Source organism: Streptomyces sp. NPDC002851 (genome assembly GCF_053591935.1).
Genome location: NZ_JBSFUT010000066.1, coordinates 1 through 25,627, shown reverse-complemented (window position 1 = coordinate 25,627; position 25,627 = coordinate 1). Strand labels below are relative to the sequence as shown.

Genomic DNA, 25,627 nt, shown 5'->3' with positions numbered 1-25,627 from the left:
CGGACACACCACGAACCACGACGCGACGAACAGCGACCCGGCCCACACCGCCACCATGCGCGCCATCAGCCAGGACACCCTCGGAACTCCCGATGCCCGGATACGTCCGGGCAGCCGCCCCTTTCTGTAGTTCTGCGGCCCTCTCCGCCGGATACGGAGGGCTCCGCCGTTCATGGAGAACCCAGGAAGAGCAGGGAGAACGGAAGGTGAACTTCACCTTTCGTTGACTTCAAGATCACTCGACCATAGATTCCTTGCCGCCGCCCCCCATGAGTTATGGCCACGCCAAAAGGCGTTGTTTGTCATGTCTGCGTCCAATTTTTCTGGACATTGCGAGTAGGAATCCTCAGATACGAATGACCGGCAGAACTGCGAAGCGTGTCTCCACCGTGGTGGGCCTGGCCGTCTCGGCGGTCCTCGCTCTGGCGCCCGGCGCCTGGGCCAACTGGCAGAGCTACATCGTCTCCTGGACCGACGGCGAGACCTACACCAACTGCTTCAGGAGCAGCACTTCGGTGAGCAGCGGCGAGTGGACGGGTCTGCCCGTGGAGGAGGACTACTTCTTCGAGGCGGACAAGATCGGCCAGGGCGGCAGCTTCTGCCTGCTCAACGTGAGCAAGGTCTACGTCGACACCACGCTGGCCGACAGCTGATCCGACCTGTGCACGGAAGCGTGGCGCCGCCGTCCAGGGGGCGCCACGCCTCGTCCCGTCCCAGCCCCGAGGAACCCGTTGAAACCGCTCACCCGAATCCGGTCCAGCAGCGCGCTGTGGGTCGCGCCGGTCGTGCTGCTGCTCATGTTCGCGTACTACTTCACCGACACCCATGACGACCTGCGGCACCCGCTCGGCTATGCGCCCACCGTCGTCGACGCGGTGCTGCGCAACCTGACGCCCGCGGCCTACGCGGTCGCCGCCGCGCTCGGCGCCTGGGAGGCCCGCAAGCTCGGCAGCGCGGGCGTCTGGCAGTGGGGGGCCGTGCGCTCCCGCTACGTCATTGCCGCCGACAGCCTGCTCCCCGTCGTCGGGATGGCCTGGCTGATGCTGATCCTGCCCACGGCAACGGGGCTCATCGAGACCGGAACACCCCCGGATCCGGCCTCAATCGGCCTCGTGGCGGTCGCCATGCTGCTTACCGCTGCCCATGCCGTGATCGGGTTCGCCGCCGGAGTCGTCGTACGGCACATCGCCGTGGTCCCGGTGATCGCGGTCCTCGACTGGCTCGCCTCCGGTTCGGCCCTTGGCCTGACCATCCCCTGGCCCCGGCACCTCACGGGCATCTACGGCGGCAAGCTGGTGTTCGGTGAACTCCCCACGGTCGCCGCGATCGTGGCGCCGCTGCTGCTCGCGGTCGGCTGCGCCGTCGCGGTGGCGCTGCTCTGGTCCAGGCTGCGGAAGCCGTGGGTGCGGGCGGTGCTCGCGGGGGCGCTCGCGCTGGGCAGTGCGGGTGGCGCGTACTCCATGATCAAGGACTACGGCTATATCGGGCCCCGCAGCGTCGGCCACGGCGAGATGGCCTGCGACACGGCCAAGACCCCCCGGATCTGCGTGCCGACGGCCTTCGCCGACGCGCTGCCCGCCCTGCGCGAGGACACCACGAGCACCCTGCGAGCGCTGCGCGAGGCGGGCATCGAGGCCCACCCCGAGACCCTGACCGACGCGTACGCCAACGCGCGGTACGGGAAGCGGTCCACCGCCACTGACTGGCACGTCCCGCTGGCGGCGAGCCTGGGGCCGGGCACGACTCGCTACCAGATCGCCCGCGCGGCCGTCGGCATCGACTGCCCGCGTCCCGCTACCGAACCCGCCCGGCAGGCGTACTACTGGATCTCCATGAAGGCCGGCGTCGGGGACACCTACCTCCGCCGCCTCGACACCGAGCCCGACTTCACCCCCCAGCGGCGCGCACGGCTGCGCTCGGAGGTCGCCGACATCCTCGAGATGAGCGACGCGGACCAGACGCGCTGGTTCCGGCGCACCGAGGCCTCCGCGTGCGAGAAGAGCGGGGAGCGCACGTGACCTGGTGGCTCAAGGCCCGCCGGGTCCACACCCTTCTCCCGTTCGGATTCCTGGCGTTCGCCGTCCTGGCCGCCCTCGTCCAGGACGGCCAGTCGCCCCTGCCCGCCTTCTCCGTCAGCGGCAGGGCCTCCGGGGAGCTGATGCTCTTCGTGCCGCTCGCACTGACGGCCGTCCTGTTCAACTGCCTGCACTCGCGCTGCGCCGCGGCCGAGGACTCGGGCATCCGGGCCGTCCGGGTGTACGACGCACTGCTCGCCCTCGGCGTGGTCGCGCTCACCGTCCCGGTCACTGCCGCCCTGGTCGAACTCACCGGTTCCCGCAGCGCCGCGAGCCTGGACCGCAACACCGCGTTCCTGGTCGGCCTGACCCTGTTGTGCGGCGTGCTCATGGGGAGCTCCGCCCTTCTGATGCCCGCCCTGTGGCCCACGGTGGTCAGCATGTTCGGGTTTCGCGGCCCGAGCGACCCCTATCCGTGGACCGTCCTGCCCGAACAACCCCACACCTGGTACGCCACCGTCGGCGCGGCACTCATGCTGGCCGTCGGCATCGGCGCCCACCTCTTCGTACCGCGGAGGTCCGCATGACCGTCGTACTGGATTCCTGCACCTACGCCTACGGGCGTCGGCGGCGCCCCGTGCTGCAGGACTTCGACTACCGGCTGCCGGACGGCCTGACGATTCTGCTCGGGCCCAACGGGGCCGGAAAATCAACCCTGTTGACGCTCGCCGCGGGCGTCGCCGCGCCCCGCCGCGGCACCGTGAGCCTCGATGGGCTCTCCGCCCGGGACAAGGAGTACCGCCGCGCGGTGGCGTGGATGCCGCAGCACATCACGCCGCTGCCCAGCCTCACCGCGCGGGAGTACGTCGCCTACGCGGGCTGGCTGAAGGGCATGGGCCGGAGCGGCGCGTGGGACAAGGCCCCGGAAGCCCTTGAGCGGGTCGAGCTGGCCGACAAGCTGAACGAGCGGTCGAACCGCCTCTCCGGCGGCCAGCTGCGCCGGCTCGGGGTGGCCTGCGCGCTGGTGCACGACGCCCGGGTGCTGCTCCTCGATGAGCCCACGGCGGGCATGGACCCACGTCAGCGCCGCGTCTTCCGCGATCTGCTCGTGGGCCTGAAGGGCGAGGTCAGGGTCCTGATGTCGACCCATGACGTGGCCGATCTCGCCGAGGAGGCGGACCACGTGAGCGTCCTGTCGGGCGGGCGCCTGGTGCTCAGCGGCTGCACCGCGGAGTTCCTCGCCCATACGCCTGAGGGGACGGCCGAGGGGCGCAGCGCCGAGGGGGCTTACGCGGCGCTCCTTGAGGCGGTCTGAGGGTGCCTCACCCGCCGTAGTGGTACGGAGGCATGGGCGGAGGCGGCAGCGTGACGCCGGCCGTCTCCGCCAGGGTCGGGGCCAGGTTTTCCTTGCGGATGCGCTGGTCTACGTACTGGAGGCCCAGGGCCAGTTGGGGGAAGGCAGCGGTCACCAGCTGGGCGACGAGGGAGCCGAGGAGCAGGGTGGCGAAGAGGCCGCTCAGGGCGGCGAGGACCTCGGCGTCCGTGGGGGTGTGGCCCAGCTCGCTCGTGCCGGGGACCATCGAGAATTCGGCGAACATGCCGAGCATGCTGAACGGGATCTGGATGAGATAGGCGGCCATCGAGGCGATCAGGTGGACCAGGAGCATGACGCCGAAGATCCGCCACCAGGAGCCGCGCACCAGGCGGGCCGAGCGGCGCAGCGCCCGGACCGGACCCGCCGACTCGAAGACCGCGGCCGCCGGGGCCAGGCTGAACCGTACCCAGAGCCAGATCATCAGCGGCATCAGGGCCAGCCAGGCAAGGACCATGAGTCCGGGCAGGAACATGAGCGTGTCGCTGCGCGAGGTGACCGCCGTGCTGATCCACCACACGAACAGGCCCAGGATCAGCAGCGCGGGCACCACGACGATCAGTGACGTGAGCAGCAGCGTGCCGAGCACCGCGGGGAGGCGGGACAGGGCCCGGCGCAGGGTGGCGCCGAAGGCCGCGGGCTTGCCGAGCACGGCGTTCTGCAGGACCGCGGGGCAGGTGGCCGCGACCGTCGCCGCGGCGCAGAGCCAGGCGAGCACGGCGAGGAACCACACCCCGGCGAGGGTGAGGATCAAGGGTCGCCAGTCCGACCACTGGTACTGATCGGGGTCGTCGGGCAGGGCCAGGATGCGGTCCTTCAGGCTGTCGTACGCGAGGAACATGCCCGCCGCCGTGATCGCGAGCGCCAGCCCGTACGCCAGTAGCGAGATGCCGAACAGGGCCTTCCAGCAGCGGCCGATCGCCGCGAAGGCGCCGCCGAGTATGTCGCCCAGGGCCAGCGGGCGCAGCGGTATGACGCCGGGTTTCGGCGCCGGTGGCGGTCCCCATGGCATCCAGCCCGGTCCGCCGCCCCAGCCGGGCGGTGGCCCGCCGTACGGTCCACCCGGACCCGGTCCACCCGGACCCGGTCCACCCGGACCCGGTCCACCCGGACCCGGACCGCCGGGTCCCTGTCCCGGGTTCGCCGGTCCGCCGCCCCACCCCATGTGCTGCGCCATCGCGTTCGCTCTCCTGTTGTTCAGTCCTCGTCCCCCATGGCCGGGACACGGTAACCGGTGGTGTCGGTTCCGTGGCAGGCAGGATTGCCCGTCGCTTGCTATGTACGGGCGTACACAACGTTGTGTACAGTCGTACGCATGGGATACGGACTGCTGGCCGCGGCGATTGCGGCAGAGGTGGCCGGCACCACGGCCATGAAGTACAGCGAGGGGTTCAGTAAGCTGTGGCCCTCGCTCGGCACGATCGCGGGCTATCTGCTCGCGTTCACCCTGCTCGCACAGACCCTGAAGACGATGCAGGTCGGCACCGCGTACGCGATCTGGGCGGGCGTCGGGACCGCCGCCGTCGCCATGATCGGGATGTTCTTCCTCGGGGAGTCCGTCAACGCAGCCAGGCTCGCCGGGATCGCCTTCGTGATCATCGGGGTCGTGTTGCTCAATCTGGGAGGTGCGCACTGATGGTGGCGCGACGGTACGACCCCGACCGGCGCGGGCGGATCATCGACGCCGCGATCCGCGTGGTGGGCCGCTCCGGGATCGGCGGGCTCAGCCACCGCTCCGTCGCCGCCGAGGCCGACGTGCCGCTCGGCTCCACCACGTACCACTTCAAGAACCTCGACGATCTGCTCGTGGCCGCGCTGCGCCAGACCAACGAGGGCTTCGCCAAGGTCGTACGCGAGCACAGCGCCTGCCTCGCCGACCCCGACTGCGATCTCGCGGCCGAGCTGGCCCGCCTCACCGGGGACTGGCTGGACGGCGACCGCGCCGGAGCGGAGCTGGAGTACGAGCTCTACCTCGCGGCGCTGCGCCGCCCGGCGCTGCGCCCCGTCGCCGCGGAGTGGTGCACGGACGTCGCGGAGCTGCTCGCCCTGCGCACCGACCCCACCACCGGGCGCGCGCTGCTCGCGCTGCTCGAAGGGATCTGTCTGCAGGTCCTGCTCATGGGCGGGGAGTACGAGGAGGAGTACGCGAGGGAGGCACTTGCGCGGATCATCGGCTCCGGCAACCGGCCGCCCGACGGACTCGATACGGCCCGCCCGGAATACGGCCCGCCCGGACGCTGAGACCGGTTCGCATCAGGGCCGTCCTGCCGGTTAGGTTCAGGGCATGACTGACCTCGACACCTCCGCTCCGCGCACCACCGGCGCCGTCGCCGCCGGGCTCGCCACCGTCACCGCTGACGGCACCGTTCTGGACACCTGGTTCCCCGCCCCCGAGCTCGCCGAGCAGCCGGGCCCCGCCGGGACCGAGAAGCTCAACCCCGAGCGCGCCGTCGAGCTGCTCGGCGAGGGCGCCGCCCAGGCCATCGGGCCGGACGCGCGCCGCGGTGTCGAGATCGTCGCCGTCCGTACGGTCATCGCCTCCCTGGACGACAAGCCGCTGGACGGGCACGACGTCTACCTGCGCCTGCACCTGCTCTCGCACCGCCTGGTCAAGCCGCACGGCCAGAACCTCGACGGCATGTTCGGCTTCCTCGCCAACGTCGCCTGGACCTCGCTCGGCCCGGTCGCCGTGGACGACATCGAGAAGGTCCGGCTCAACGCCCGCGCCGAGGGCCTGCACCTGGCCGTGACCTCCGTCGACAAGTTCCCGCGCATGACGGACTACGTCGCGCCCAAGGGCGTGCGGATCGCCGACGCCGACCGCGTCCGGCTCGGCGCCCACCTCGCCGCGGGCACCACCGTGATGCACGAGGGCTTCGTGAACTTCAATGCGGGCACCCTCGGCACCTCCATGATCGAGGGCCGTATCTCCGCGGGTGTCGTCATCGGTGACGGCTCCGACATCGGCGGTGGCGCCTCCACCATGGGCACCCTGTCCGGCGGCGGCAACGTCCGGATCACCATCGGCGAGCGCTGCCTGGTCGGCGCCGAGGCCGGTGTCGGTATCGCCCTCGGCGACGAGTGCGTGGTCGAGGCGGGGCTGTACGTCACGGCCGGTACGCGGGTGACCATGCCCGACGGCCAGATCGTCAAGGCCCGCGAGCTCTCCGGCGCCTCGAACATCCTGTTCCGCCGCAACTCCGTGACGGGTGCGGTCGAGGCCCGCCCGAACAACGCGGTGTGGGGCGGGCTCAACGACGTGCTCCACAGCAACGATTGACGCTCCGCGGGTTTGAGCGTACTCAGGGGCGACTTGCGGTTCCCGTTGACTCGGTGGCCGCAAGTCGCCCTGGAACAGGAGGGGTGGCGCGCAGCGCCTCGGCTGAGGGCGGTGGCGGGCGACGGGCGGGATCGTCCTCAATCGCCGGACGGGCTCCATTGGTAAGCGCCTCGTACGCCGTGATCAGCTCCGCCACCCGCTCCGGCGCCGCCGCCCGCAGCGGTGCCCGTACCGGACCCGAGGGCAGGCCGAGTGCGCCGAGCAGGCCCTTCGCGGTGACCGTGCCGGGCAGGCCCGCGGCCATCATCAGCTCGATCAGGGGGAGCGCGAGGCGCTGGAGCAGGGCCGCTCCGGCCGTGTCCCCGGCGTCGAACGCGTCGGGGATCGCCCGCAGTTCGCCGGGTGCCGCGTTGGCCACCGTACTGATGTAGCCCGCGCCGCCGATCGCGTACAGGGGCAGGATGAGCTCGTCGCAGCCCGTGTAGTACGCCAACTCCGTGCGGGCCAGGACCTTTTGGGTGCCCATCAGGTCGTACGCACAGTCCTTGACGCCGACGATCCGGCGGTGCTCGGCCAGGCGGAGCATCGTCTCCGGCTCGATCCGGGTGCCGGTGCGGCCCGGGATGTCGTACAGGAGCACCGGGGCGCCGACCGCGTCCGCGACCGTGCGGAAGTGCTCTTCGATCGCGTCCTGCGGCGGGCGGCTGTAGTACGGCGTGAGCACCAACAGGCCGTCCGCGCCCGCCTGTTCGGCCTGCCGGGCGAGCTGCACGGCGTGTGCCGTGTCCGCGCTGGAGACCCCGGCGACCAGGGACGCCCGGTCGCCGACGGCCTCCGCGACCGCGCGGATCAGGTCGGCCTTCTCGGCGTCGCTCGTGGTCGGGGACTCGCCGGTGGTGCCGGACAGGACGAGCCCGTCGCAGCCGCCGGACACGAGGCGGGCGGCGAGCTGCCCGGCGCCCTCCAGGTCGAGGGTTCCGTCGGCGGTGAAGGGCGTGATCATCGCGCAGAGGGCGCGGCCGAAGGGTGAGCTCATACCGGCAGTGTCGGCTCGACCGCTGTTCAGCTCCACTTAATTCTGCTTCAGAGTACGGATTAGCAGAGCTGCTGTTGACCTCAACCTTTGTTCAGGTTCGAGGATGGTGATCGCCCCGGCAACGGGACGTATCCCTGAGGCATTCAGGGGCATCCAGAAGCGTCCTGATCCATCCTGATCCATCCGAGGAGTCACCATGTCCGTGCAGCGCTCCGTTCTCCCCGACCCGCTCCGGCCCGACGTCGGCTTCGTGTTCGCCAGCACCTGGCGGGTCGGCACGCCCGAGCGGCAGCAGGCCACCGTCGAGGCGATCACCAAGGCCTGGGAGAGCCGTCCGTGGCCGCACGACGGACTGCTCTCCTACAGCGTCTACACCGGCACGGACGGGGACACCCTGCTGCACTACTCGCAGTGGCGGGACCTCGCCGCGTACGACGCGTTCTTCGCCGCGCCCGAGAACGGACGGGACACGCGCAACGCCGAGATCGACGCCGCCGTGCCCGGGATCGAGCGGGTCGGCCTGCACAAGTACGAGCTGTACCGCAGCGGTTCACTGACCGGGGCGGCGGGCGAGCGGCGCATGCCCGGGTGCATCGTGACCGTCGAGGTGGAGTTCGACGGGCCCGACCCCGCGCGCCAACGCGACTGGGTGGACTCGGTGTTCACGGCCCTCGCCACCGAGGAACACCCCCACCCCGGCGGGATCTCCGGGCACTTCCACACCAGCCTGGACGGCACCCGCGTACTCAACTACGCCGAGTGGGAGAGCGAGCAGGCACACATCGCGGCACTCGCCGCGCCCGGTGACGGGGTCGGCTCGGCAACCGAGGAGTGGCGGCGGGTGCAGGAGTACCCCGGCATGGTGCGCAGCGTGGTCTCCCGGTACCTGCCCGCGGTGAGCCTCACCGCTTAACGCCGCCCACGTGTCCGCGCCCGATGCCCCTTGACGTCCGGGAATCCGATGTGGCCCGGCGCCCGTTCCGACTCGCCGAGCCACAGATGGGCGGCGTACTGCTGGACCGCCGCGATCAAGGGTGCCCGATCGGCGCCGTTCGCCGGGAGTCGGTAGCGCAGGCGCGGCAGGGAAGGGTGGATGGGGTCCTCGTCCCGGACCAGGTTCCACAAGACCGGGTGGTCGCGGTCGATGGGGCCGTTGGGGCAGAGCTCGATGGAGTACTGGAGTGTGCCGCCTCCCGCTCGACCCGTGCCCTTGCTCCAGTAGACGCCGACTCCGGCGAGGGTGGCCCAGGGGACGACCTTGTTGCCGGCCGGGTTGCTGATCCAGATGCCCACGTGGTCGACGCAGATGAAGGAACGCCTGGCCCGCCAGGTGTTCTGCGCGAGTGAGAAGGCGAACCAGAGGCCCAGGAGCCCGACGGCGGCACCGCCGAATCCACCAGGCTTGGGCTCTTGGCCGGTGACACCGGCAGCGGCCATAAGACCCACGGCGATGAAGAAGAAGCTGACAAACGCGCAGCTCGCCGAACCCACCACGCCCTGCTTGATGTTGTTACGCCCCGTACGTATGAGCGTCGCGGTAGGGGCGGGGCCGTGTGCGTAAGGGCTCGTCATGATCATGGAGTGTAGGTTTACCCCACGGCGGCTATGAACTGGCCCTTGGCGCCGACACGTTGGAACTCAGTGGCGATGTGACGCTCTACAGGCACTCGTCGTGTTGGACCTCATCGAGACGGACGGGGTGACGCTCGGAACGTCCTGACGCGGGGGTGCTCAGCCCACGTGCACGGTATAGCCGTATTCCCGTCCGTCCTCGGCGGAGAGCTCTGCCAGTGCCGCGCGGCCCGCGAGAGCGGTGCGGCGCGGAGCGTCGTCCGTCGCACCCTGAGGGTGCTGCGCTATCCGCGCGTACAGTTCCACCGCCTCGGCGGTACGGCGGGTGTTGGCCTCCTCGACCTCGGCCTTGACCTCGTCCTCGTCGGCTTCCGGGTCGGTCCCCACCCGGGACTCCCTGGCCTCCTCGGTTACGTCGAGCGGGACCAGGCACAGCAGTCGGCCGAGCTCGCGCGCGGCATCGGCGTCACCGGCCTCGGCGGCGGCCCGTAGAGCGGCGGTTTTTCTCCTCCGTACCTGTCATGGCCCGGGACGTTACAGCCCGGCAGTGACACTCCCGTCGTGAACGGCGATGCCCCGCCCTGGGGCGCGCTCGGGGCGGGGCGCCGCCGTATCTCCGTACCGCCGGTCAGCCGGAAGTCGTCCCGGCCGCGCTCACGGCCGGAAGCGCAGGACCTGCGGGTCGTGGTCGCTGTTCTGGTCCGCGAACTCCGCGTTGATGTGCACGCTGTCGTACGTGAACTCCCCGACCCCCGGGCTGGTCAGGATCTGGTCGAGGACCTGCGAATTTCCCTGGTAGACATACGAGTAGCGCTCCTCGGCCGGGAGCGAGGTGACGGCCGCCTTCAGGGCGCCGCCCTTGGTGAGGGCCTTCGTCGTGGCCGAGAACTCGAAGTCGTTGATGTCGCCGAGCACGACGACGTCCGCTTCCTTCTGCACCTTCCGGATCTGCTGCACGAAGGCGTTCACCACCTGTGCCTGCTTCACCCGCGCTTCCTCGGAGGAGCGCTTCGGCGGCTGGTGGTGGGAGGCGAGCGCCTCGTCGCCGCCCTTCGACGCGAAGTGGTTGGCGATCACGAAGACCTTGCGGCCCTTGAAGAGGAACTCGCCCGCGACCGGCTTGCGGCTGTCCTGCCACGCCTCGTTGCCCGGGTCGATCCGGCCGGGCGACAGCGTCAGGGACGCCTTGGCGCCCTCGCCGGTCACCTCCGTGGGCGTGGTGGCGTCGCCGCCCGGGCGGTCCTTGAAGGAGACGCGGTCCGGGTTGAAGAGGAAGACCTGCCGGATGTTGCCGCCCGGCTCGCCACCGTCCTGCTTGTCCTCCGGGTCGATGCCGCGCCATTCGTACGCCGGGCCGCCCGCCGCGACGATCGCGTCCGTGAACTTCTTCAGCGTCGCGTCGGCCGCCACGGTGCCGTCGTCGGTCGCGCCGTTGTTGTCCTGGATCTCCTCAAGGGCGAGCACGTCGGGGCTCGCGAGATTGCCGACCACGGCCTTGGCGAGCGCGTCGAACTTCGCCTGCGGGTCCTTCGCGTCCAGGTTCTCCACGTTGTACGTCGCCACGGCCAGCTCACCCGCGGCCTGCCGCGCGGTCTTCTCGCGCTTCAGGTCCTTGTCGGTGACGTCGCCGAGGGTGCGGGCGACGACCTTGTAGCCGCCGAACTGGTCGAAGTCCAGGGGCCCTTCGGTCGTACCGGAGAGCGTGTCACCGACATTCGCCTTCGGGAAGGGGCGCTCGCTCGTCGGGGTCAGTGACTCGATCTTCAGGCGGCCGGAGTTCTGCGCCGTGTAGGAGCCGTAGACGGTGCCGCCGCGCGCCGACGGGTGCTCGTCCGGCTTCACCGTGACCCACAGCGCGGAGTACGGGTCGCTGGCGCCGACCACCCGGGAGTCTCCGACCGTGACATTCATGCCCTCAAGGGACTCGTACCGGTCCAGGGCGTACGCATCCGGCCGCAGCTCCAGGCCGTTGATGCTGCCGCCGTCCGCCGCGTCGCCCTCGGGCGTGTAGGCGTCGGGGACCGCGGCCGCGTCGAGCACGACCGGCTTCGGCACCGGATTGCCGGAGGACTCCACGGTCACGTCCGCGCCGGTGATCTGGGTGAGGGACTGGTTGCCGGAGTCGGCGCCCCCGGGCACGTACTCGCTGACGGTGCCCGAGACGCGTACCGCGTCGCCCGCCTTGACCGTCGGCGACTGCCTACCGGTGAAGACGAACAGGCCCTCGCTGGTCGCCGGGTCGTCGTCCGCCGCGCCCTGGAACCAGAAGCCGCGCGCGGATCCATGGCCGCGTACGCCCGTCACGGTCCCCGGCACCTCGCTGACCCGCTCCCCGACGAGCGGCGAGACGCGGGTCGTGCCCTGGATGTCGTGGACGGTGTACGGCGAAGAAGCGGGCGAAGAAGCGGTCGCCGTGGCGGAGCCAGCGGTGCCCGCGGCGATCAGTCCACCGGCCAGGGCGGTGGCGACGACGGCGGCCACGGCGGCGGACCGGGGCTTCGAGCCGAGCGGCGAGAACCGGTGGCGGCCGGTCCGCGAACCGGGCGCGGAACCGGGAGCGGAATCCGGCGCGGAATCGGGAGTGGAACCTGAGGAAGCAGCGGATATGTGATGCGGCATAACGGACTCCAGGAGCAAGAGGTGGGGGAGTGCCTTGAAGGGCCTTTTGACGTGCCTTGAAGTGCCTTGAGGAGAGTGACTTGAACTGCCGTGACGTGATGCTGCAATTTCTACGCGCGTCAATTTCCGGTGCCGTCAAGCCACTTGTCAAGGGACGACCCGATGGACAGGCGCTGACGCGTACATGAACCGGGCGGCTTGGGGAGAAATCCGTCTACGCTAGACCGGGTCCCCGGGCACCGCGCCCCAGGCCGAAAGACCAGGGTCCGCACACCGGGTCCGCACACCCCCGAGTTCCCGCCGAGGAGAACCAGCACATGCCCTCAGAACGCGCCTCCCTGCCGCCGGTGCGCCTCGCGCCCGAGGCCGAGCTCGCCCGGGACGCGCTCGCCGCACCGCTGCTCGTCCGCGCCGTGCGCCTCGCCCGCTGGGCGGGCCCGGACACCCGGGTCGGCGCGGGCGGCGAACTCGTCGACGAGCAGCTCCCGGCCGCCGCCGAGCTGTTGGGGTATGCGGCGGACGACGAGGACGGGCCCGCGTACGCCAGCGAAGCCTGGCGCGTCGCCGTCGACACCGGGCTCGTCGAGATCACCGACGCCCCGGAAGCGGAGGCGGAAACGGAGGCGGAAGCGGAGGGCGCCGAGGAGGCGGCGGGGACCGCCGCGCCCGGCGAAGAGCTCGCCCTGATCACCTCCGGCAGCCCGACGGACGTACTCGGCATCTGGCTCGGCGCCCTGGAGACCGTGCTCGCCGACGCCACCGTGCCCGACCTTGAGGACCTGGCCGAGGCCGTGCAGGAAGGCGGCGAGTTCGACCTCTCCTCGCTCGACTGGGACCCGGAGGCCGAGGCCGAGTTCCTCGACGGCGTGCTCGGCAACCTCTACCTGCTCACCGTCGGCGAGGACGCCCCCGCCGCGGAGCCGGTGCCGCTGCCCGCGCTCGCCGCCTCCATGATTGTCCCGGAGGACATGGGGGAGCCCACGGACGACATCCTGGAGCAGGTCTCGGACGCGATGATGCGGCTCGACGACCAGTTCCGGATGCTCGAGCCGACGGGGCTGGTCGAATTCCGGCCGGTCGACGAGGAGTTGATGGCCGAGGCCGGGGAGGAGCCGGTGCCGTCCGCCACCGACGGCGAAGAGGACGACATCAGCCGGTACGGCCTGGTGCGGCTCACCCCCCTCGGTCTGTACGGCGTGCGCGCGCGGATGCTCGAGGCCGGGATCGACGCGCCCGCCGTCGGGGACCTGGCGGACAAGGGCGCGGACGCGCTGCTCGCCGGGACCGCCGAGTTCCCGCAGACCGCGGCCCGGGCCGAGACCGAGACGTGGCTGGCCCGGCGCGAACCCCTCGCCGCCGCACGGGAGTTGCTCGCCGCGGCGCGCGGCGCGGACGAGAGCGCCCCGCTGCGCCGGCTGCGCTGCCAGCAGGCCCTGTCGCTCGTCGGCAAGGAGGCCGAGCCCGCGCTGCGCGACGTCCTTGACGACGCGGAGCTCGGCGGGCTCGCCCGGGTCTGGCTCACCGAGCAGGGCGCCGCGGACGTACCGCCGCCGCCGGAGTCGATGGTGTACTGGCTGACCATCGACACGATTGCCGCGCAGCTGCGGGCGGAGGGGAACTCGGAGGAACTCCAGGCCCTCGTCGAGGGGTTGGCGGCGCAGCACTCGGGCTTCTTCGACACGGCTTGGCGGGTGCGGCACCCGGCCACGGCGGAGGTCCTCGAGGCGATGGGGCGGCTGCACCCGGACAAGAAGGTGGCCAAGGAGGCGCGCAAAGCCGCGTACAAGGCCCGCTCCCAGGGCTAGGGTTCCGTCGGCTCGGTGGCCGCACCTGGGGGCCTTGCCCCCAGACCCCCATCGGCCTCATGGCCTCGTCCTCAAACGCCGGACGGGCTGAATTAATGCAGGTACGACGCCCCGTTCAAGTCCAACACCGCCCCCGACGACCACTCCGCCGCCGGAGAAGCCAGCCACAGCACCGCCTCCGCGATCTCCGCCGCCGTCGCGACCCGCCCGAAGGGCGACTGCGCGCGGATCGCCGCGCCCTCCTCGCCGCTGAGCCGGTGGGCCACGCGCTCGGTGTCGAAGAAGCCCGGGGCCACCGAGGCGACGCCGATGCCGTACGGGGCGAGCGAGACCGCGAGGGACTGGCCGAGCGCGTGCACGGCCGCCTTCGTGGCGCCGTACGCCGGGTGGTCGGGCTCGCCGCGGAAGGCGCCGCGGGAGCCGATGTTCACGATCCGGCCGCCGGTGCCCTGGTCGATCATCCGGCGCCCGGCGAGATGGCTGAGGTTCGCGGTGCCGAGCAGATTGACCGCGACGTGCTGCTGCCACTGCGCCGCCCACTCCTCGTACGAGGTCTCGGGCAGCGGGTGGCGCACGTTCACCGCCGCGTTGTTCACCAGTACGTCGATGCCGCCCAGGCCCTCCGCGGCCGCCTCCGCCACCCGGCGCGCGCCCTCCGGGTCGGACAGGTCGCCGTGCACCAGAACGTGCCCGTCGCCGGTCAGCGAGGGCAGCGAGGTCAGCGTCTGCTCCGCGTCCTCGCGCCGTGATCCGTAGTGCACGGCGACCCGGTCCCCGTTGTGCGCGAAGGCGGTGGCGACGGCGCGGCCCAGGCCGCGGGATGCTCCGGAGATCAGGATGCGGCGGCCGGTGGCTGGCAGGTTCATGGAAGCGGCTCTCCAGACGTCGAACGGTGTTCAACCGCCGTTTATACGCGGCCGGGAACCTGAGCCCCGCCACCACCCCACCGGAACGCCGAACGCCCCAGGCCTCACGCCTCAGGAGAGACGATGCCGCTCACCCGCAGGGATTTCGCCAGACGATCCGCGATCACCGGCGCGGGTGTCGCCCTCGTCGGCACCGCCGGAGTGCTCGCGACCACCGACGGCGCCCTCGCGACGCAGGACGCGCCGTCCGGCGACCCGGACGCCCCGGACGCGGGCCCCGGCTACGGGCCCCTGGTGGACGACCCCGAGGGGATCGTCGCGCTGCCCGCCGGGTTCTCGTACCGCATCCTCACCCGCAGCGGCGAGACCAAGCTGGAGAGCGGCGAGTTCACGCCCGACAAGCACGACGGCACCGCCACCTTCGAGGGCCCCGGCGGCGCCACCCTGCTCGTCACCAACCACGAGCTGAAGGGCCCGCGCGCGAACTGGGACAACCCGGTGCCGCTCACCGAAGGCCTCGTGTACGACCCGGCCGCGGCCGGTGGCTGCACCGTCGTCGAGGTCCGCCCCGGCGGCGAGGTCGCCGAGTGGGTCGGCATCGCGGGTACGTCCACCAACTGCGCGGGCGGACGCACCCGTTGGGGCACCTGGCTGACCTGCGAGGAGAACTCGGACCGCGCCGGTGAGAACGGCATGACCAAGGACCACGGCTATGTCTTCGAGGTCGACCCGCTGGACCGGCGCGCCAACCGCAACCCGAAGCCGCTGAAGTTCTTCGGCCGCTACGACCACGAGGCCGTCGTCGTCGACCCCAAGCGCGGTCACGCGTATCTGACGGAGGACGACTCCAAGCCGAACGGGCTGTTCTACCGCTGGACCCCGCCGGAGGGCTTCGAGCACGGCCGTGGCAAGCTGCGCGAGCTCGCTGAGGAGGCGGGCGTCGAGGCGGGCGTGCTGCAGGCGCCGCAGTGCTACGACTCCGGCGGCCGGTTCGTGGACGATCTGTCCCGGGCCACGAAGGTCGGCACGGTGTACGGGGTCGACTGGATCGACGTGCCCGACCGGGACGCCAAGTCCGTTGCCGTACGCGAGCAGTTCAAGGACGGCGAGGTCACGCGCGCCCGCAAGCTGGAGGGCATGTGGTGGGCGGACGGCGGTGCCTATCTCGTCTCGTCGTACGCCCGGGATGAGAGCCCCGGCGAGCCGCACGACGGGCAGGTGTGGTTCTACCACCCGGGGCGGCGCACCCTGACCCTGAAGGTGCTGCTCGGCGTCAACCAGAACCCGGGCGAGGACGGCGCGCTCGACGGCCCGGACAACATCACCGTGTCGCCGTACGGCGGGCTGATCCTCGCCGAGGACGGCGAGGGGATACAGCACCTCTTCGGTGCGACGGAGAGCGGGCGGACGTACCCCATCGCGCGGAACGAGGTGAACATCGGGACCGAAGAGGAGCCCGAGTACAGCGAGTTCGCGGGGGTCGTGTTCTCGCCGGACGGCAAGACGCTGTACGCCAGCATTCAGGAGCCCGGGATCATGCTGGCGATCACGGGCCCCTGGAAGCGGCAGGCGCGCTAGGGGGAGACGCCCCTAGCTGCCGCCGTCACACGGCGAGGCTGCGGATCAGTTCGTTGCGGCGGAAGTCGCGTGATTCGACGGTGAGTTTGCCGTCGGTGCCGACGACGAGCCGGAGGCCCTGGGACTCGACGCCGTCCAGGGCCTCCTCGCCGCCGTTGCCGTCGGGGCCGTACAGGGTCTGGATGAAGCCGGTGTTGACCACCGTGAACCCGGCCGGGTCGCCGCCCTCGACGACCTTCCTGGCGGCCCAGTCGTCGCGGTTCAGGTCCCAGTGGGTGTGGCCGGAGAAGAAGACCACGTTCTTGTGCTGCCCGAGGATGGTGAGCAGCTCGGTCTCGTCCACGAAGTCCTGGTCGTAGAAGCGGGCGGCGTCCGGGCCCGTGGTGCCGGAGACGGTGCCGGGCAGCACGTGGTGGCTGAACACCAGGACGTACGGGCTGTCGGCGTGCTGCTTCAACGCGCCGTCCAGCCAGCTCAGTTGGGACGCGCCGAGGGTCACGAAGGGCGGGCTGGTGCCGTTCTTGGCCGGGGCCGTGGTGCCGATGAAGAGCAGCGGAAGCCCGGCCGCGGTGGTCTGCGAGTACACCTCGGGCATGCCGGTGTACTCCAGGAACCGCTTGACCTGGGTGTCGAACGGGTCCGCGTTGTACTGCTCGTGGTTGCCGAGCGCGGCGAGCACCCGGTCGGGGTGCGGGTGGTCCGCGAGCGTGCCGTACAGGTCCTCGTACTGCTGCACCGTGCCCTGCGCGACCAGGTCACCGGCGATGACGAGGGCGTCGGAGCCGCCGAGCGAGGCGAGGTTGTCCAGGGCCCGGCCGAGGTCGCGGAGGTCGCCCTGGATGTCGCTGATCACGTCGAGCGTGGCGGCCGCGGTGGGTCGGGGGCGGGCGGCGGCCCGGGTGGCGGTGAGGCCGCCGAGCGGGATGGTGGCGAGCGCGAGTCCGCCCGCGGTGAGAAGCGTTCTCCTGCTGGGGGGAGTCATGGGGCGCAAGGTAACTCCCGCCGGGCTACGGGTCCTTGGACGGAACGTGGCCGGTTCTTGGACTCGTGGGGAAGACGCATGAGGAAGGGCGGGGGACTCATGAGGAAGGGCGGGGCGGGCCCGCTCGGACCGCCCCGCCCCGCCCTTGCCGGTACGGTGCTACAGCGACTGCGCCGCGGGCTTCACCATGCCGCGTACCGTGCGGGACTTCACGAAGTCGCCCATCGCCGTCATGTCCCACTCGCCGGAGAACTGGCGGATCAGCTTGGCCATCATCACGCCGGTCTGCGGTTCGGCGTTGGTCAGGTCGAAGCGGACCAGTTCCTCGTTGGTGGCGGCGTCGATGAGGCGGCAGTAGGCCTTCGCCACCTCGTTGAACTTCTGGCCGGAGAACGAGTTGACCGTGAAGACCAGGCCGGTGACGTCCTGCGGGAGTCGGCCGAGGTCCACGACGATCACCTCGTCGTCTCCGCCGCCCTCGCCCGTGAGGTTGTCGCCGGAGTGCTTGATCGCGCCGTTGAGGATCGACAGCTTGCCGAAGTAGCAGCTGTCGAGGTGGTTGCGCTGCGGGCCGTAGGCGATGACCGAGGCGTCCAGGTCGATGTCCTTGCCGCGGAACGCGGGTTCCCAGCCGAGGCCCATCTTGACCTGCGAGAGCAGCGGGCGGCCGCCCTTGACCAGGGACACGGTCTGGTTCTTCTGGAGGCTGACCTTGCCCTTGTCGAGGTTGATCTTTCCGGTGCCGGGCGCGGGCGGCGCCGGGGCGGCGGGCGGTGCGGCCGGGGGCGGGGTCTGCGTCGCCGGGGCAGCGGGGGCCGGGGCCTGCGCGGGCGGGGCCGGAGGCGCGGGCGGTGCGGCCGGTGCGGCCTGGGCGGGGGCCGGGGCGGCCGCGGGCTCCTCGTCGACGGAGACGCCGAAGTCGGTGGCGATGCCCGCCAGGCCGTTGGCGTACCCCTGGCCGATCGCGCGGACCTTCCACGCGCCGTTCCGCAGATACACCTCGACCACCACCAGGGCGGTCTCGGCGCCGAGTTGCGGCGGGGTGAAGGTGGCGATGGGGCTGCCGTCGTCCGCGTTCCGGATCGTCGCCGTGGGCTCGATGCCCTGGAAGGTCTGGCCCGCCGCGTCCGGGCTCGCCGTGACGACGATCTTCTCGATGCCGGGCGGGACCGCGCCGGTGTCCACGGTGATCGCGTCCGGGCCGGTGCCGCCGCCCGAGCGGTAGGTGACACCGGGGCCCGTGGGCTGGTTGTAGAAGATGAAGTCGTCGTCGGAGCGCACCTTGCCATCGGCGGTGAGCAGCAGGCCCGATACGTCGAGCCGCACCGGAGCGGCGACGTCCACCGCCACTCGGGAGGCGGGGAGCGGGATGTTCGAGCCGGGGGTCATAGCTGTCATGCCCGGCTTAACGAACGACCTCCCTTTACTGTTCCCTTACCCGCGACTCGAGTTCTGACTGTCGCCACCCGGCTGCCCGTACGCCGCCGGGACGCGGTGCGCCCGAGCTCCCGACCGTAGCCAGGACCACGGCACCCAGGCAGACCGCCGTACCGACAAGCGCGAGCGCGCCGGGTGCCTCGCCGAACATGGCGTACGCCCAGAGCATCGTCGTCGGCGGTGTCAGGTAGATCAGGGCGCTGGTGCGGGTCACGCCGTGGCGCCGCAGGGAGAGCCAGTAGAAGCCGTAGCCGCCGAGGGTGGAGAGGCCGACCACCCAGGCGACCGCCCACCAGAACCCGCCGTCCGCGGGCGGCACCGCATGGCCCGTACCGGTCGCGACCGCGGCGAACAGGACGGCGCTGGTCAGGCAGTGCACCGGCAGCGCGTCCAGGGGCGATACACCGGTGGCGCTGCCGGTGGCCCGGCGCTCAAGGAAGCTCGCGGCGAGCAGCGCGGCCATGCCGGTGAACGGCAGCGCGTACGCCCACGCGGGCGCGGTCCCGGACCCGGCGTCGAGGTCGCTCCACAGCACCAGGGCCACCCCGGCGAGCCCCGCGCCGAGCCCGGTCCATTGCCGCCGGGTGACGCGCTCCCCGAGCAGCGGCCCGGCGAGCGCGCCCGCGGCCAGCGGCTGGAGGGCGGCGATCAGGGCGGACGTCCCGGTGGGTACGCCGAGGCCCACGGCCCAGACGACCGAGCCCAGATAGCCGCCCTGGGAAAGTGCCCCGATCAGGGCCTGCCGGGCCAGGACGCGCGGCGGCAGCGCTGCTCTGCGGTGTCTGCGGCGTCTGCGCAGGAGCAGCCAAGCCCCGCACAGCAGGGCCGCCGCAACGACGAACCGCCACATCAGCAGGGTGTCCGCGGGCGCGTACCGGGTGCCGAGCTCGGCGCCGATGAAGCCGGAGCTCCAGAGGACGACGAGGCCGGGGGCGATGAGGGCGTTGCCCATGGATCCTCCGTGGGGTGGCACAAGTAAACAGATCTGTTTAGTCACGTGGGGGCGAGTAAACTAAACAGATCTGTTTACGGTCAAGGGGAGGAGGTGGCAGCGGAATGACGCAGCAGGGGGCCGAGGCACTGACGCCCGGCGCCAGGAAGATCCTCGACGCGGCGGCGGAGCTGTTCTACGCCCAGGGCATCACCGCGGTCGGCGTCGACCTGATCGCCAAGCGGGCCGGGGTCACGAAGAAGACCCTGTACGACCGGTTCGGTTCGAAGGAGGCGCTGGTCGCGGCGTATCTGCGGGAGCGCGACGTGCGCTACCGGGCCTGGGTGGAGGAGCGGAGCGCACCGGGCTCGGGGGCGGAGCGGCTGCTCGCGGTCTTCGATGCGCACCGGCAGTGGCTGACCCGGCCGGAGAACCCGCGCGGCTGCGCCTTCGTGAACGCGGCCGCCGAGATCCCCGAGTCCGGGCACCCGGGCCGTGCGGTGATCGAGGGGCAGAAGAGCTGGCTGCGCGGGTATCTGCGGGAGCTGTGCGCCGAGGCCGGGGCCGCGGAGCCCGGGCGGCTCGCGGACGAGCTGATGGTGCTCGTCGAAGGGTCGAGCGTGCTGCACGGGCTCCACGTGGTGCCGGACGCGGCAGGGGTGGCCCGCGGCCTTGCCGAAGCGGCGGTGCGGCGCGCGGGCGTCTGACCCCGGGGCCTCAGCTGCCCGGCACCACCACCGTCTTGCGGCCCACCCCGGACGCGAACCGCTCCAGCGCCTCCGGGTACTGACCCAGCGGCATGCGGTCGCTGATGAACACGTCCGGGTCGAGGGCACCGCTCGCGAACAGCTCCGCCGCGCGCTCGAAGCTGTGCAGGACCGCCATGGAGCCGGTGATGGTGATCTCCTGGTTGTAGATGCGGTACGGGTCGATCTCCACCCGGGTCGCGTAGTCCGCCACCCCGAACTGAAGGAAGGTGCCCGCCTTCGCGACCCGGCCGAGGCCGTCCTGGATGGCCCGGGCGTTGCCGGTCGCGTCGACCACGATGTCCCAGCCCTCGGGCCGGTCGAGCTCGTCCGCGCTCGTGGCCGCCGCCGAGACGCCCAACTGCCGGGCCGTGGCGAGGCGTTCGGGGTTGAGGTCGACCACGTCGACGCGCGCGGCGCCGGTGCGTTTGGCGAGCTCCAGCATCATCAGGCCCATGGTGCCGGAGCCGTAGATCAGGACGTGCGCGGCGAGCCGGGCGCGGAGCACGTCGTAGCCGCGTACCGCGCAGGACAGCGGCTCGATCAGGGCCGCGTCGGCGGTGCGTACGGCGTCGGGCAGCCGGACGCAGTTGGCGGCGGGCGCCACCGCGTACTCGGCCGCACCGCCCGCCGTACTGACGCCGATGGCGGCCCAGCGCTCGCACAGGTTGTTGTGGCCCGTACGGCAGTAGCGGCAGGAGAAGCAGTACAGGGAGGGGTCGACGGCGACGCGGTCGCCGACGCGCAGCTCGCGCACCTCGCTGCCGAGGCCGACGACCTCCCCGGCGAACTCGTGACCGGGCACCACCGGCAGCGTCGGCGCGAACTCGCCCTGGAGGATGTGCAGATCGGTGCCGCAGATGCCGCAGGCGGCGACCTCCACGACCACGTCGTGCGGCCCGGGCGTGGGGTCGGGGACCTCGGCGACGACGGCCTTGCCGACGGACTCGATGACGGCTGCCTTCATTTGACGGCTCCCAGAGACAGGCCCTGGACGAGTTTGTCCTGGGCGGCGAACCCCGCGGCGAGCACCGGCAGGGAGATGACGAGCGACGCGGCGCACACCTTGGCCAGGAACAGGCCCTGGCTGGTGATGAAGCCGGTCAGGAACACGGGGGCCGTCTGGGCCACCACACCCGTCAGGACCCGGGCGAAGAGCAGCTCGTTCCAGCTGAAGATGAAGCAGATCAGGGCCGTTGCCGCGATGCCGGGCAGGGCGATGGGGGCCACCACGCGCGTCAGGATCGTGGGCAGCCGCGCCCCGTCCACACGCGCGGCCTCGATGATCGCGACCGGTACCTCGGCGAGGAAGGACTGCATCATCCAGACGGCGATCGGCAGGTTCATCGACGTATAGAGCAGGACCAGGAGCCAGATGTTGTCCAGGAGCCCGGTGTTCTTGGCGAAGAGATAGATCGGCAGGAGGCCCGCCACGACCGGGAGCATCTTCGTGGAGAGGAAGAAGAACAGGACGTCCGTCCACTTCTTCACCGGGCGGATCGACAGGGCGTACGCCGCCGGGAGCGCGAGCACCAGGACGAGAAGCGTCGACCCGACCGACGCCACCGTGGAGTTGATCAGGGAGGGCCAGGGGCTCGCGCCGCCGTCCGCGCCGAAGAACTCGCGGTAGCCGTCGAGGGTGAGCGAGGCGGCCACGGACGGTGGGTTGGTGGCCGCGTCCTGCTCGGAGTGGAAGGACGTCAGGGCCATCCAGGCCAGCGGCAGCACGAAGGCGATACCGGCCAGCCAGGCGAGCACGCCCAGGCCCGAACGGCGCAGCGGGGCAAGGAAGTTCACCGAAGTCGCCGAAGTCACCGAAGTCACCGAAGTCACCGGAGTTCTCATGCGCGGGACACCTCTTCGCGGAACAGGGACGAGACCACGCGCAGCGCGAACGTCGCGATGATGAGGGAGCCGAGGACGACGAGGACGCCCGCGGCCGAGGCGAGGCCGTTCTCGTGGGCCTGGTAGAAGGACTGGTAGACGGTGTAGGGGAGGTTCGCGGTGCCCAGGCCGCCCGAGGTGATCGTGAAGACCGCGTCGAAGTGCTGCACGATGTAGATCGAGCCGAGCAGGGCGCCGAGTTCGAGATAGCGGCGCAGGTGCGGCAGGGTCATGAAGCGGAAGATCTGCCAGTTGTTCGCGCCGTCGATGCGCGCCGCCTCGAGCAGCTCCGGGTCGCGGCTCTGCAGCCCGGCGAGCAGGATCAGCATCATGAACGGCGTCCACTGCCAGATCAGCGACGCCTCGACGGCGAGCAGCGGCATGCTCGAGACCCAGTCCGGCTGCGGCCCGCCCACCAGCGTCAACAGGCCGTTGAACAGGCCGTATTCGGGGTTGAAGAGCACGTGCTTCCACAGCAGCGCGGCGGCCACCGGCACGAGCAGGAACGGCGCGATGAGCAGCGTACGGACGACGCCGCGGCCGAGGAACTTCCGGTTGAGGAGCAGCGCGAGGGCGAGCCCGAGCGCCAGGCTGACCAGGACGACGGTCGCGGTGAGCAGGATCGTGGTCAGGACCGAGCGGCGCAGCTCGGGCTCGGTGAGGACCTCGGCGTAGTTGGCGAACCCGGCGAAGGAGCGCGCCTCGGGGTAGAGGGCGTTCCAGTCGAAGAAGGAGATCACCAGGGTGGCCACGAACGGCAGCTGGGTGACCACGATCATGAAGACGAGCGCGGGAAGCAGCGGTGCTCTGGTGGCCCAGGCGCGCAGTCGGCCCGGTGGCTTGACGGTACGGGTCCCGGGTGGTGCGGGGGCGTGGGGTGCGGTGGTGGCGGCGGTCATCGTCCCTCGTACTCCTCGGAGATCTTCTCGGCGAGCCGCTGCGACTTCGCCAGGGCGGTGTCGACGGACTGGCGGCCCGCGATGGCCGCGCTGATCTCCTGCGAGACCTTGGTGCCGAGGTCGGTGAACTCGGGGATGCCGACGAACTGGATGCCGGGCGCGGGCCGCGGCTGCACACCCGGGTCGTCCGGCCGGGCCGAGGCGATGGCCCGCCGGGTCACGTCCTGGAAGGCGGCGGCCTCGGCGCGGTACTGCGGTATCTCGTACGTGGAGGCGCGCTTCCCGGCCGGGACATTGGCCCAGCCGACCTCGTTGCCGACGAGCTCCTCGTACTCCTTGCTGGACGCCCAGGAGATGAACTTCCACGCCTTGTCGGGGTTCGGCGACGCCTTCTGCAGGCCCCACGCCCAGGTGTAGAGCCAGCCGGAGCTCTCCGTCTTCTGCGTCGGCGCCGGTACGTAGCCGATCTTGCCCTTGACCGGGGACTTGGCGGCCTCCAGGGACCCGGCCGCGGCCGTGGCGTCGTACCACATGGCGGTCTTGGACTGGGTGAGGTTGTTCAGGCACTCCGCATAGCCGGACTGGGCGGCGCCCGCCTGGCCGTGCTCGCGCACCAGGTCGACGTAGAAGCGGGTGGCCTCCTTGAACTCCTTCGAGTCGAGCCGGGCCGTCCAGTCCTTCTCGAACCAGGTGCCGCCGAACGTGTTCACCACCGTCGTCAGGGGTGCCATCAGCTCGCCCCAGCCGGGCAGTCCGCGCAGACAGATCCCCTTCATGCCGGGCTCGGCGCCGTCCACGCGGGCAGCGAGGTCGGCGACCTGCTTCCAGGTGGGCCGCGCGGGCATCTTCAGGCCCGCCTTCGCGAAGACGTCCTTGCGGTACATCAGGAACGACGACTCACCGTAGAAGGGCTGGCCGTACAGCTTGCCGTCGTCGCCGGTCAGGGACTGGCGCATCGGCGGCAGGATGTCGGACTGGTCGAAGTCCTTGTCCGCGCGCACATAGCCGCCGAGCTCCTGCAGCCAGCCGTTCTTGGCGTAGATCGGGATCTCGTAATTGCTGAGCGTGGCGACGTCGTACTGACCGGCCTGGTTGGCGAAGTCCTGGCTGATCTTGTCGCGGATGTCGTTCTCGGGCAGGACCGTGAAGTGCACCTTGATGCCGGTCTTCTTGGTGAAGTGGGCGGCGGTGAGCTTCTGCAGCTCCATCATCTGAGGGTTGTTGACCATCAGTACGTCGATGGAGTCACCGGAACCGGTCCCACCGGCTCCGGTCCAGCAGCCGGAGAGCAACAGCACACCTGCGGCGGCCCCGGCGAGCGGTGCGCGCGGCCTCCGTCGGCTCTGGGTTGGCATGGATGCTCCTGAAGTAAGGGGAGGCAATGAGGAATTATGGGGATATATGGGGTGCGGTGAGGGTGCGCGAGACCCGCGCTATGGGATTGGTATGGGGGATGCGGTACGGGATTCGGTATGGGGATTCAGTACGGGTATGGGGTCCGGGGGGGGGAGTACCGGGCCGCGTGGCGCTCAGACGCGGAGGACCTGCGGCCCCTGCAATGAGTAGCGGTGGGCCTCGGCGGCGGGCAGCTGGGTGTCCGTGACGATCGCCTCGAAGTCCCCGATGCGCGCGAAGCGGCAGAAGCTCACGGCGCCGAACTTGGTGTGGATGCCCGCGAAGACATGGCGCCGCGCCGCCCGCATGGCTTGCGTCTTGACCTCACTGACGGCCGGGTCGGGGGTGGTCAGACCGTGCTCGCGGGAGACGCCGTTGGCGCCCATGAAGGCCAGGTCGATCACGAACCCGGCCAGCATCCGGGTCGCCCAGTGGTCGACGGTCGCGAGCGTGCCGGGCCGCACCCGGCCGCCGAGCAGCAGCACGGTGGTCTCGTTCTCGGCCTCGGCGAGGGTGCTCGCGGTGGTGAGCGAGGTGGTCAGCACCGTCAGCGGCCGGTCGGCGGGCAGCTGCTCGGCGATCAGCTGCGGCGTGAAGCCCTCGTCGACGAAGACCGTCTCGGCGTCGCCGAGCAGCTCGGCCGCGGCGGCCGCGATCCGCCGCTTCTCCGGTACGTGGGCGGTGGTGCGGTAGGCGAGCGTCGTCTCGAAGCCCGCGCTCTCCACGGGGTAGGCGCCGCCATGGGTGCGGCGTACCAGACCGTGGTCCTCCAGGGCGCGCAGATCGCGGCGCACGGTCTCCTTGGCGACCCCGAGCTCGGTGGCGAGCGCGGTGACGTCGACGCTGCCCGCGCGCCGCGCCGCACGGACGATCTCCCGCTGGCGCTCCTCGGCACTCATCGACGGCTCCTCTCCCTGACGCTCGCTCCGGGCAGTGATGCCCGTTCGGGCCTGTGGGAAGAGTTCTACCGGGTCAGCAAGGGGTTGGACAGGCCCGGAACGGGCGGAATCGTGCCCGGTTGTGCCCGGGGCAAGGGCTTGTCCGCGCGGCCGGGCCGGGGGAGTGTGCCCGTTCCGGGCGCGAGGGTGCCCGTTTTCGGGCCCGCCCGTTCGGGCGGATCGGCCGACGACCAGGCGGCCGCCCGGCCGATGCTGCGGCACCTGGTGAGGGCGGACGGCTCCGTGCTCCCGCAGGACGGCACCCTGGAGTC

25 protein-coding genes are annotated in these 25,627 nt (G+C 71.1%); 12 read left to right on the top strand and 13 right to left on the bottom strand.

The window, feature by feature from the left end; all coding sequences use genetic code 11:
* Window positions 1-356: 356 nt before the first annotated feature.
* The 4 genes from ACWD10_RS37365 (at window position 357) to ACWD10_RS37350 (ending at window position 3,330) form a co-directional block, all read left to right on the top strand.
* Entirely contained in the window at window positions 357-653 is a 297-nt protein-coding gene (locus ACWD10_RS37365) for a hypothetical protein (RefSeq protein WP_451098177.1), read from the top strand.
* 78 nt (window positions 654-731) lie between these two features.
* Window positions 732-2,018, top strand: a complete 1,287-nt coding sequence (locus ACWD10_RS37360; RefSeq protein ID WP_451098176.1) for a DUF7224 domain-containing protein — start codon at window positions 732-734, stop codon at window positions 2,016-2,018.
* Complete coding sequence (locus tag ACWD10_RS37355; protein WP_451098175.1) at window positions 2,015-2,602, top strand: hypothetical protein; 588 nt, start codon at window positions 2,015-2,017, stop codon at window positions 2,600-2,602. Before ACWD10_RS37360 ends, ACWD10_RS37355 begins: the two co-directional genes overlap by 4 nt.
* A complete protein-coding gene (locus ACWD10_RS37350) occupies window positions 2,599-3,330 on the top strand; it encodes an ATP-binding cassette domain-containing protein (RefSeq protein WP_451098174.1) in 732 nt (243 codons plus the stop codon). Before ACWD10_RS37355 ends, ACWD10_RS37350 begins: the two co-directional genes overlap by 4 nt.
* A gap of 7 nt (window positions 3,331-3,337) precedes the next feature.
* Here the strand turns inward: ACWD10_RS37350 and ACWD10_RS37345 are convergent, their stop codons facing one another.
* Window positions 3,338-4,399 (bottom strand): hypothetical protein, encoded by a 1,062-nt coding sequence (locus ACWD10_RS37345; protein ID WP_451098173.1) that lies wholly within the window; start codon window positions 4,397-4,399, stop codon window positions 3,338-3,340.
* A gap of 303 nt (window positions 4,400-4,702) precedes the next feature.
* On the opposite strand from ACWD10_RS37345, the gene ACWD10_RS37340 reads away from it, so the two are divergent.
* The 3 genes from ACWD10_RS37340 to dapD are packed head-to-tail and all read left to right on the top strand — an operon-like array spanning window position 4,703 to window position 6,667.
* On the top strand, window positions 4,703-5,023 hold the full coding sequence (locus tag ACWD10_RS37340) for a DMT family transporter (RefSeq protein ID WP_451098172.1): 321 nt from the start codon (window positions 4,703-4,705) through the stop codon (window positions 5,021-5,023).
* A complete protein-coding gene (locus ACWD10_RS37335) occupies window positions 5,023-5,628 on the top strand; it encodes a TetR/AcrR family transcriptional regulator (protein ID WP_451098171.1) in 606 nt (201 codons plus the stop codon). Before ACWD10_RS37340 ends, ACWD10_RS37335 begins: the two co-directional genes overlap by 1 nt.
* Before the next feature lie 43 nt (window positions 5,629-5,671).
* Window positions 5,672-6,667 carry a 2,3,4,5-tetrahydropyridine-2,6-dicarboxylate N-succinyltransferase gene (dapD, locus tag ACWD10_RS37330; RefSeq protein ID WP_451098170.1) on the top strand — a complete coding sequence of 332 codons (996 nt, stop codon included), beginning with the start codon at window positions 5,672-5,674 and terminating at the stop codon, window positions 6,665-6,667.
* A gap of 22 nt (window positions 6,668-6,689) precedes the next feature.
* Here dapD and dapA read toward each other — a convergent pair whose 3' ends face one another.
* Window positions 6,690-7,703 carry a 4-hydroxy-tetrahydrodipicolinate synthase gene (gene dapA / locus ACWD10_RS37325; RefSeq protein WP_451098169.1) on the bottom strand — a complete coding sequence of 338 codons (1,014 nt, stop codon included), beginning with the start codon at window positions 7,701-7,703 and terminating at the stop codon, window positions 6,690-6,692.
* Between the two features lie 196 nt (window positions 7,704-7,899).
* Here dapA and ACWD10_RS37320 point away from each other — a divergent pair, with 196 nt between their 5' ends.
* Window positions 7,900-8,616 (top strand): antibiotic biosynthesis monooxygenase, encoded by a 717-nt coding sequence (locus tag ACWD10_RS37320; protein WP_451098168.1) that lies wholly within the window; start codon window positions 7,900-7,902, stop codon window positions 8,614-8,616.
* Here ACWD10_RS37320 and ACWD10_RS37315 read toward each other — a convergent pair.
* Window positions 8,613-9,275 (bottom strand): hypothetical protein, encoded by a 663-nt coding sequence (locus tag ACWD10_RS37315; protein ID WP_451098167.1) that lies wholly within the window; start codon window positions 9,273-9,275, stop codon window positions 8,613-8,615. The genes ACWD10_RS37320 and ACWD10_RS37315 overlap by 4 nt on opposite strands.
* Before the next feature lie 168 nt (window positions 9,276-9,443).
* Here ACWD10_RS37315 and ACWD10_RS37310 point away from each other — a divergent pair, with 168 nt between their 5' ends.
* A complete protein-coding gene (locus ACWD10_RS37310) occupies window positions 9,444-9,767 on the top strand; it encodes a hypothetical protein (RefSeq protein ID WP_451098166.1) in 324 nt (107 codons plus the stop codon).
* Between the two features lie 162 nt (window positions 9,768-9,929).
* On the opposite strand, the gene ACWD10_RS37305 is transcribed toward ACWD10_RS37310, so the two are convergent.
* A complete protein-coding gene (locus ACWD10_RS37305; RefSeq protein WP_451098165.1) occupies window positions 9,930-11,894 on the bottom strand; it encodes an endonuclease/exonuclease/phosphatase family protein in 1,965 nt (654 codons plus the stop codon).
* Between the two features lie 317 nt (window positions 11,895-12,211).
* Here ACWD10_RS37305 and ACWD10_RS37300 point away from each other — a divergent pair, with 317 nt between their 5' ends.
* Window positions 12,212-13,699: a hypothetical protein gene (locus tag ACWD10_RS37300; protein ID WP_451098164.1), complete on the top strand. Its 1,488-nt coding sequence runs from the start codon at window positions 12,212-12,214 to the stop codon at window positions 13,697-13,699.
* Between the two features lie 92 nt (window positions 13,700-13,791).
* Here the strand turns inward: ACWD10_RS37300 and ACWD10_RS37295 are convergent, their stop codons facing one another.
* Window positions 13,792-14,565 carry an SDR family NAD(P)-dependent oxidoreductase gene (locus ACWD10_RS37295; RefSeq protein ID WP_451098163.1) on the bottom strand — a complete coding sequence of 258 codons (774 nt, stop codon included), beginning with the start codon at window positions 14,563-14,565 and terminating at the stop codon, window positions 13,792-13,794.
* Between the two features lie 123 nt (window positions 14,566-14,688).
* Between ACWD10_RS37295 and ACWD10_RS37290 the strand changes: the two genes are divergently transcribed.
* The gene (locus tag ACWD10_RS37290; RefSeq protein ID WP_451098162.1) at window positions 14,689-16,143 is read left to right on the top strand and encodes an alkaline phosphatase PhoX; all 1,455 of its coding nucleotides are present in this window, start codon (window positions 14,689-14,691) and stop codon (window positions 16,141-16,143) included.
* A 25-nt stretch (window positions 16,144-16,168) separates the two neighbouring features.
* Here the strand turns inward: ACWD10_RS37290 and ACWD10_RS37285 are convergent, their stop codons facing one another.
* The 3 genes from ACWD10_RS37285 to ACWD10_RS37275 form a co-directional block, all read right to left on the bottom strand.
* Complete coding sequence (locus ACWD10_RS37285; RefSeq protein ID WP_451098161.1) at window positions 16,169-17,125, bottom strand: DUF4073 domain-containing protein; 957 nt, start codon at window positions 17,123-17,125, stop codon at window positions 16,169-16,171.
* 159 nt (window positions 17,126-17,284) lie between these two features.
* On the bottom strand, window positions 17,285-18,514 hold the full coding sequence (locus tag ACWD10_RS37280) for a TerD family protein (protein ID WP_451098178.1): 1,230 nt from the start codon (window positions 18,512-18,514) through the stop codon (window positions 17,285-17,287).
* A gap of 34 nt (window positions 18,515-18,548) precedes the next feature.
* Window positions 18,549-19,514: a DMT family transporter gene (locus ACWD10_RS37275; RefSeq protein WP_451098160.1), complete on the bottom strand. Its 966-nt coding sequence runs from the start codon at window positions 19,512-19,514 to the stop codon at window positions 18,549-18,551.
* A 104-nt stretch (window positions 19,515-19,618) separates the two neighbouring features.
* On the opposite strand from ACWD10_RS37275, the gene ACWD10_RS37270 reads away from it, so the two are divergent.
* Window positions 19,619-20,200: a TetR/AcrR family transcriptional regulator gene (locus tag ACWD10_RS37270; protein ID WP_451098159.1), complete on the top strand. Its 582-nt coding sequence runs from the start codon at window positions 19,619-19,621 to the stop codon at window positions 20,198-20,200.
* Between the two features lie 10 nt (window positions 20,201-20,210).
* Here the strand turns inward: ACWD10_RS37270 and ACWD10_RS37265 are convergent, their stop codons facing one another.
* The 5 genes from ACWD10_RS37265 to ACWD10_RS37245 all read right to left on the bottom strand — a co-directional run bounded on the left by ACWD10_RS37265 (window position 20,211) and on the right by ACWD10_RS37245 (window position 25,316).
* Window positions 20,211-21,206 carry a zinc-dependent alcohol dehydrogenase family protein gene (locus ACWD10_RS37265; RefSeq protein WP_451098158.1) on the bottom strand — a complete coding sequence of 332 codons (996 nt, stop codon included), beginning with the start codon at window positions 21,204-21,206 and terminating at the stop codon, window positions 20,211-20,213.
* Window positions 21,203-22,084, bottom strand: coding sequence for a carbohydrate ABC transporter permease (locus ACWD10_RS37260; RefSeq protein WP_451098157.1), 882 nt, complete (start codon window positions 22,082-22,084; stop codon window positions 21,203-21,205). Before ACWD10_RS37260 ends, ACWD10_RS37265 begins: the two co-directional genes overlap by 4 nt.
* Entirely contained in the window at window positions 22,081-23,022 is a 942-nt protein-coding gene (locus tag ACWD10_RS37255) for a carbohydrate ABC transporter permease (protein WP_451098156.1), read from the bottom strand. Before ACWD10_RS37255 ends, ACWD10_RS37260 begins: the two co-directional genes overlap by 4 nt.
* A complete protein-coding gene (locus ACWD10_RS37250; protein WP_451098155.1) occupies window positions 23,019-24,377 on the bottom strand; it encodes an ABC transporter substrate-binding protein in 1,359 nt (452 codons plus the stop codon). Before ACWD10_RS37250 ends, ACWD10_RS37255 begins: the two co-directional genes overlap by 4 nt.
* A 174-nt stretch (window positions 24,378-24,551) precedes the next feature.
* Entirely contained in the window at window positions 24,552-25,316 is a 765-nt protein-coding gene (locus ACWD10_RS37245) for a DeoR/GlpR family DNA-binding transcription regulator (RefSeq protein WP_451098154.1), read from the bottom strand.
* Between the last annotated feature and the right edge of the window lie 311 nt (window positions 25,317-25,627).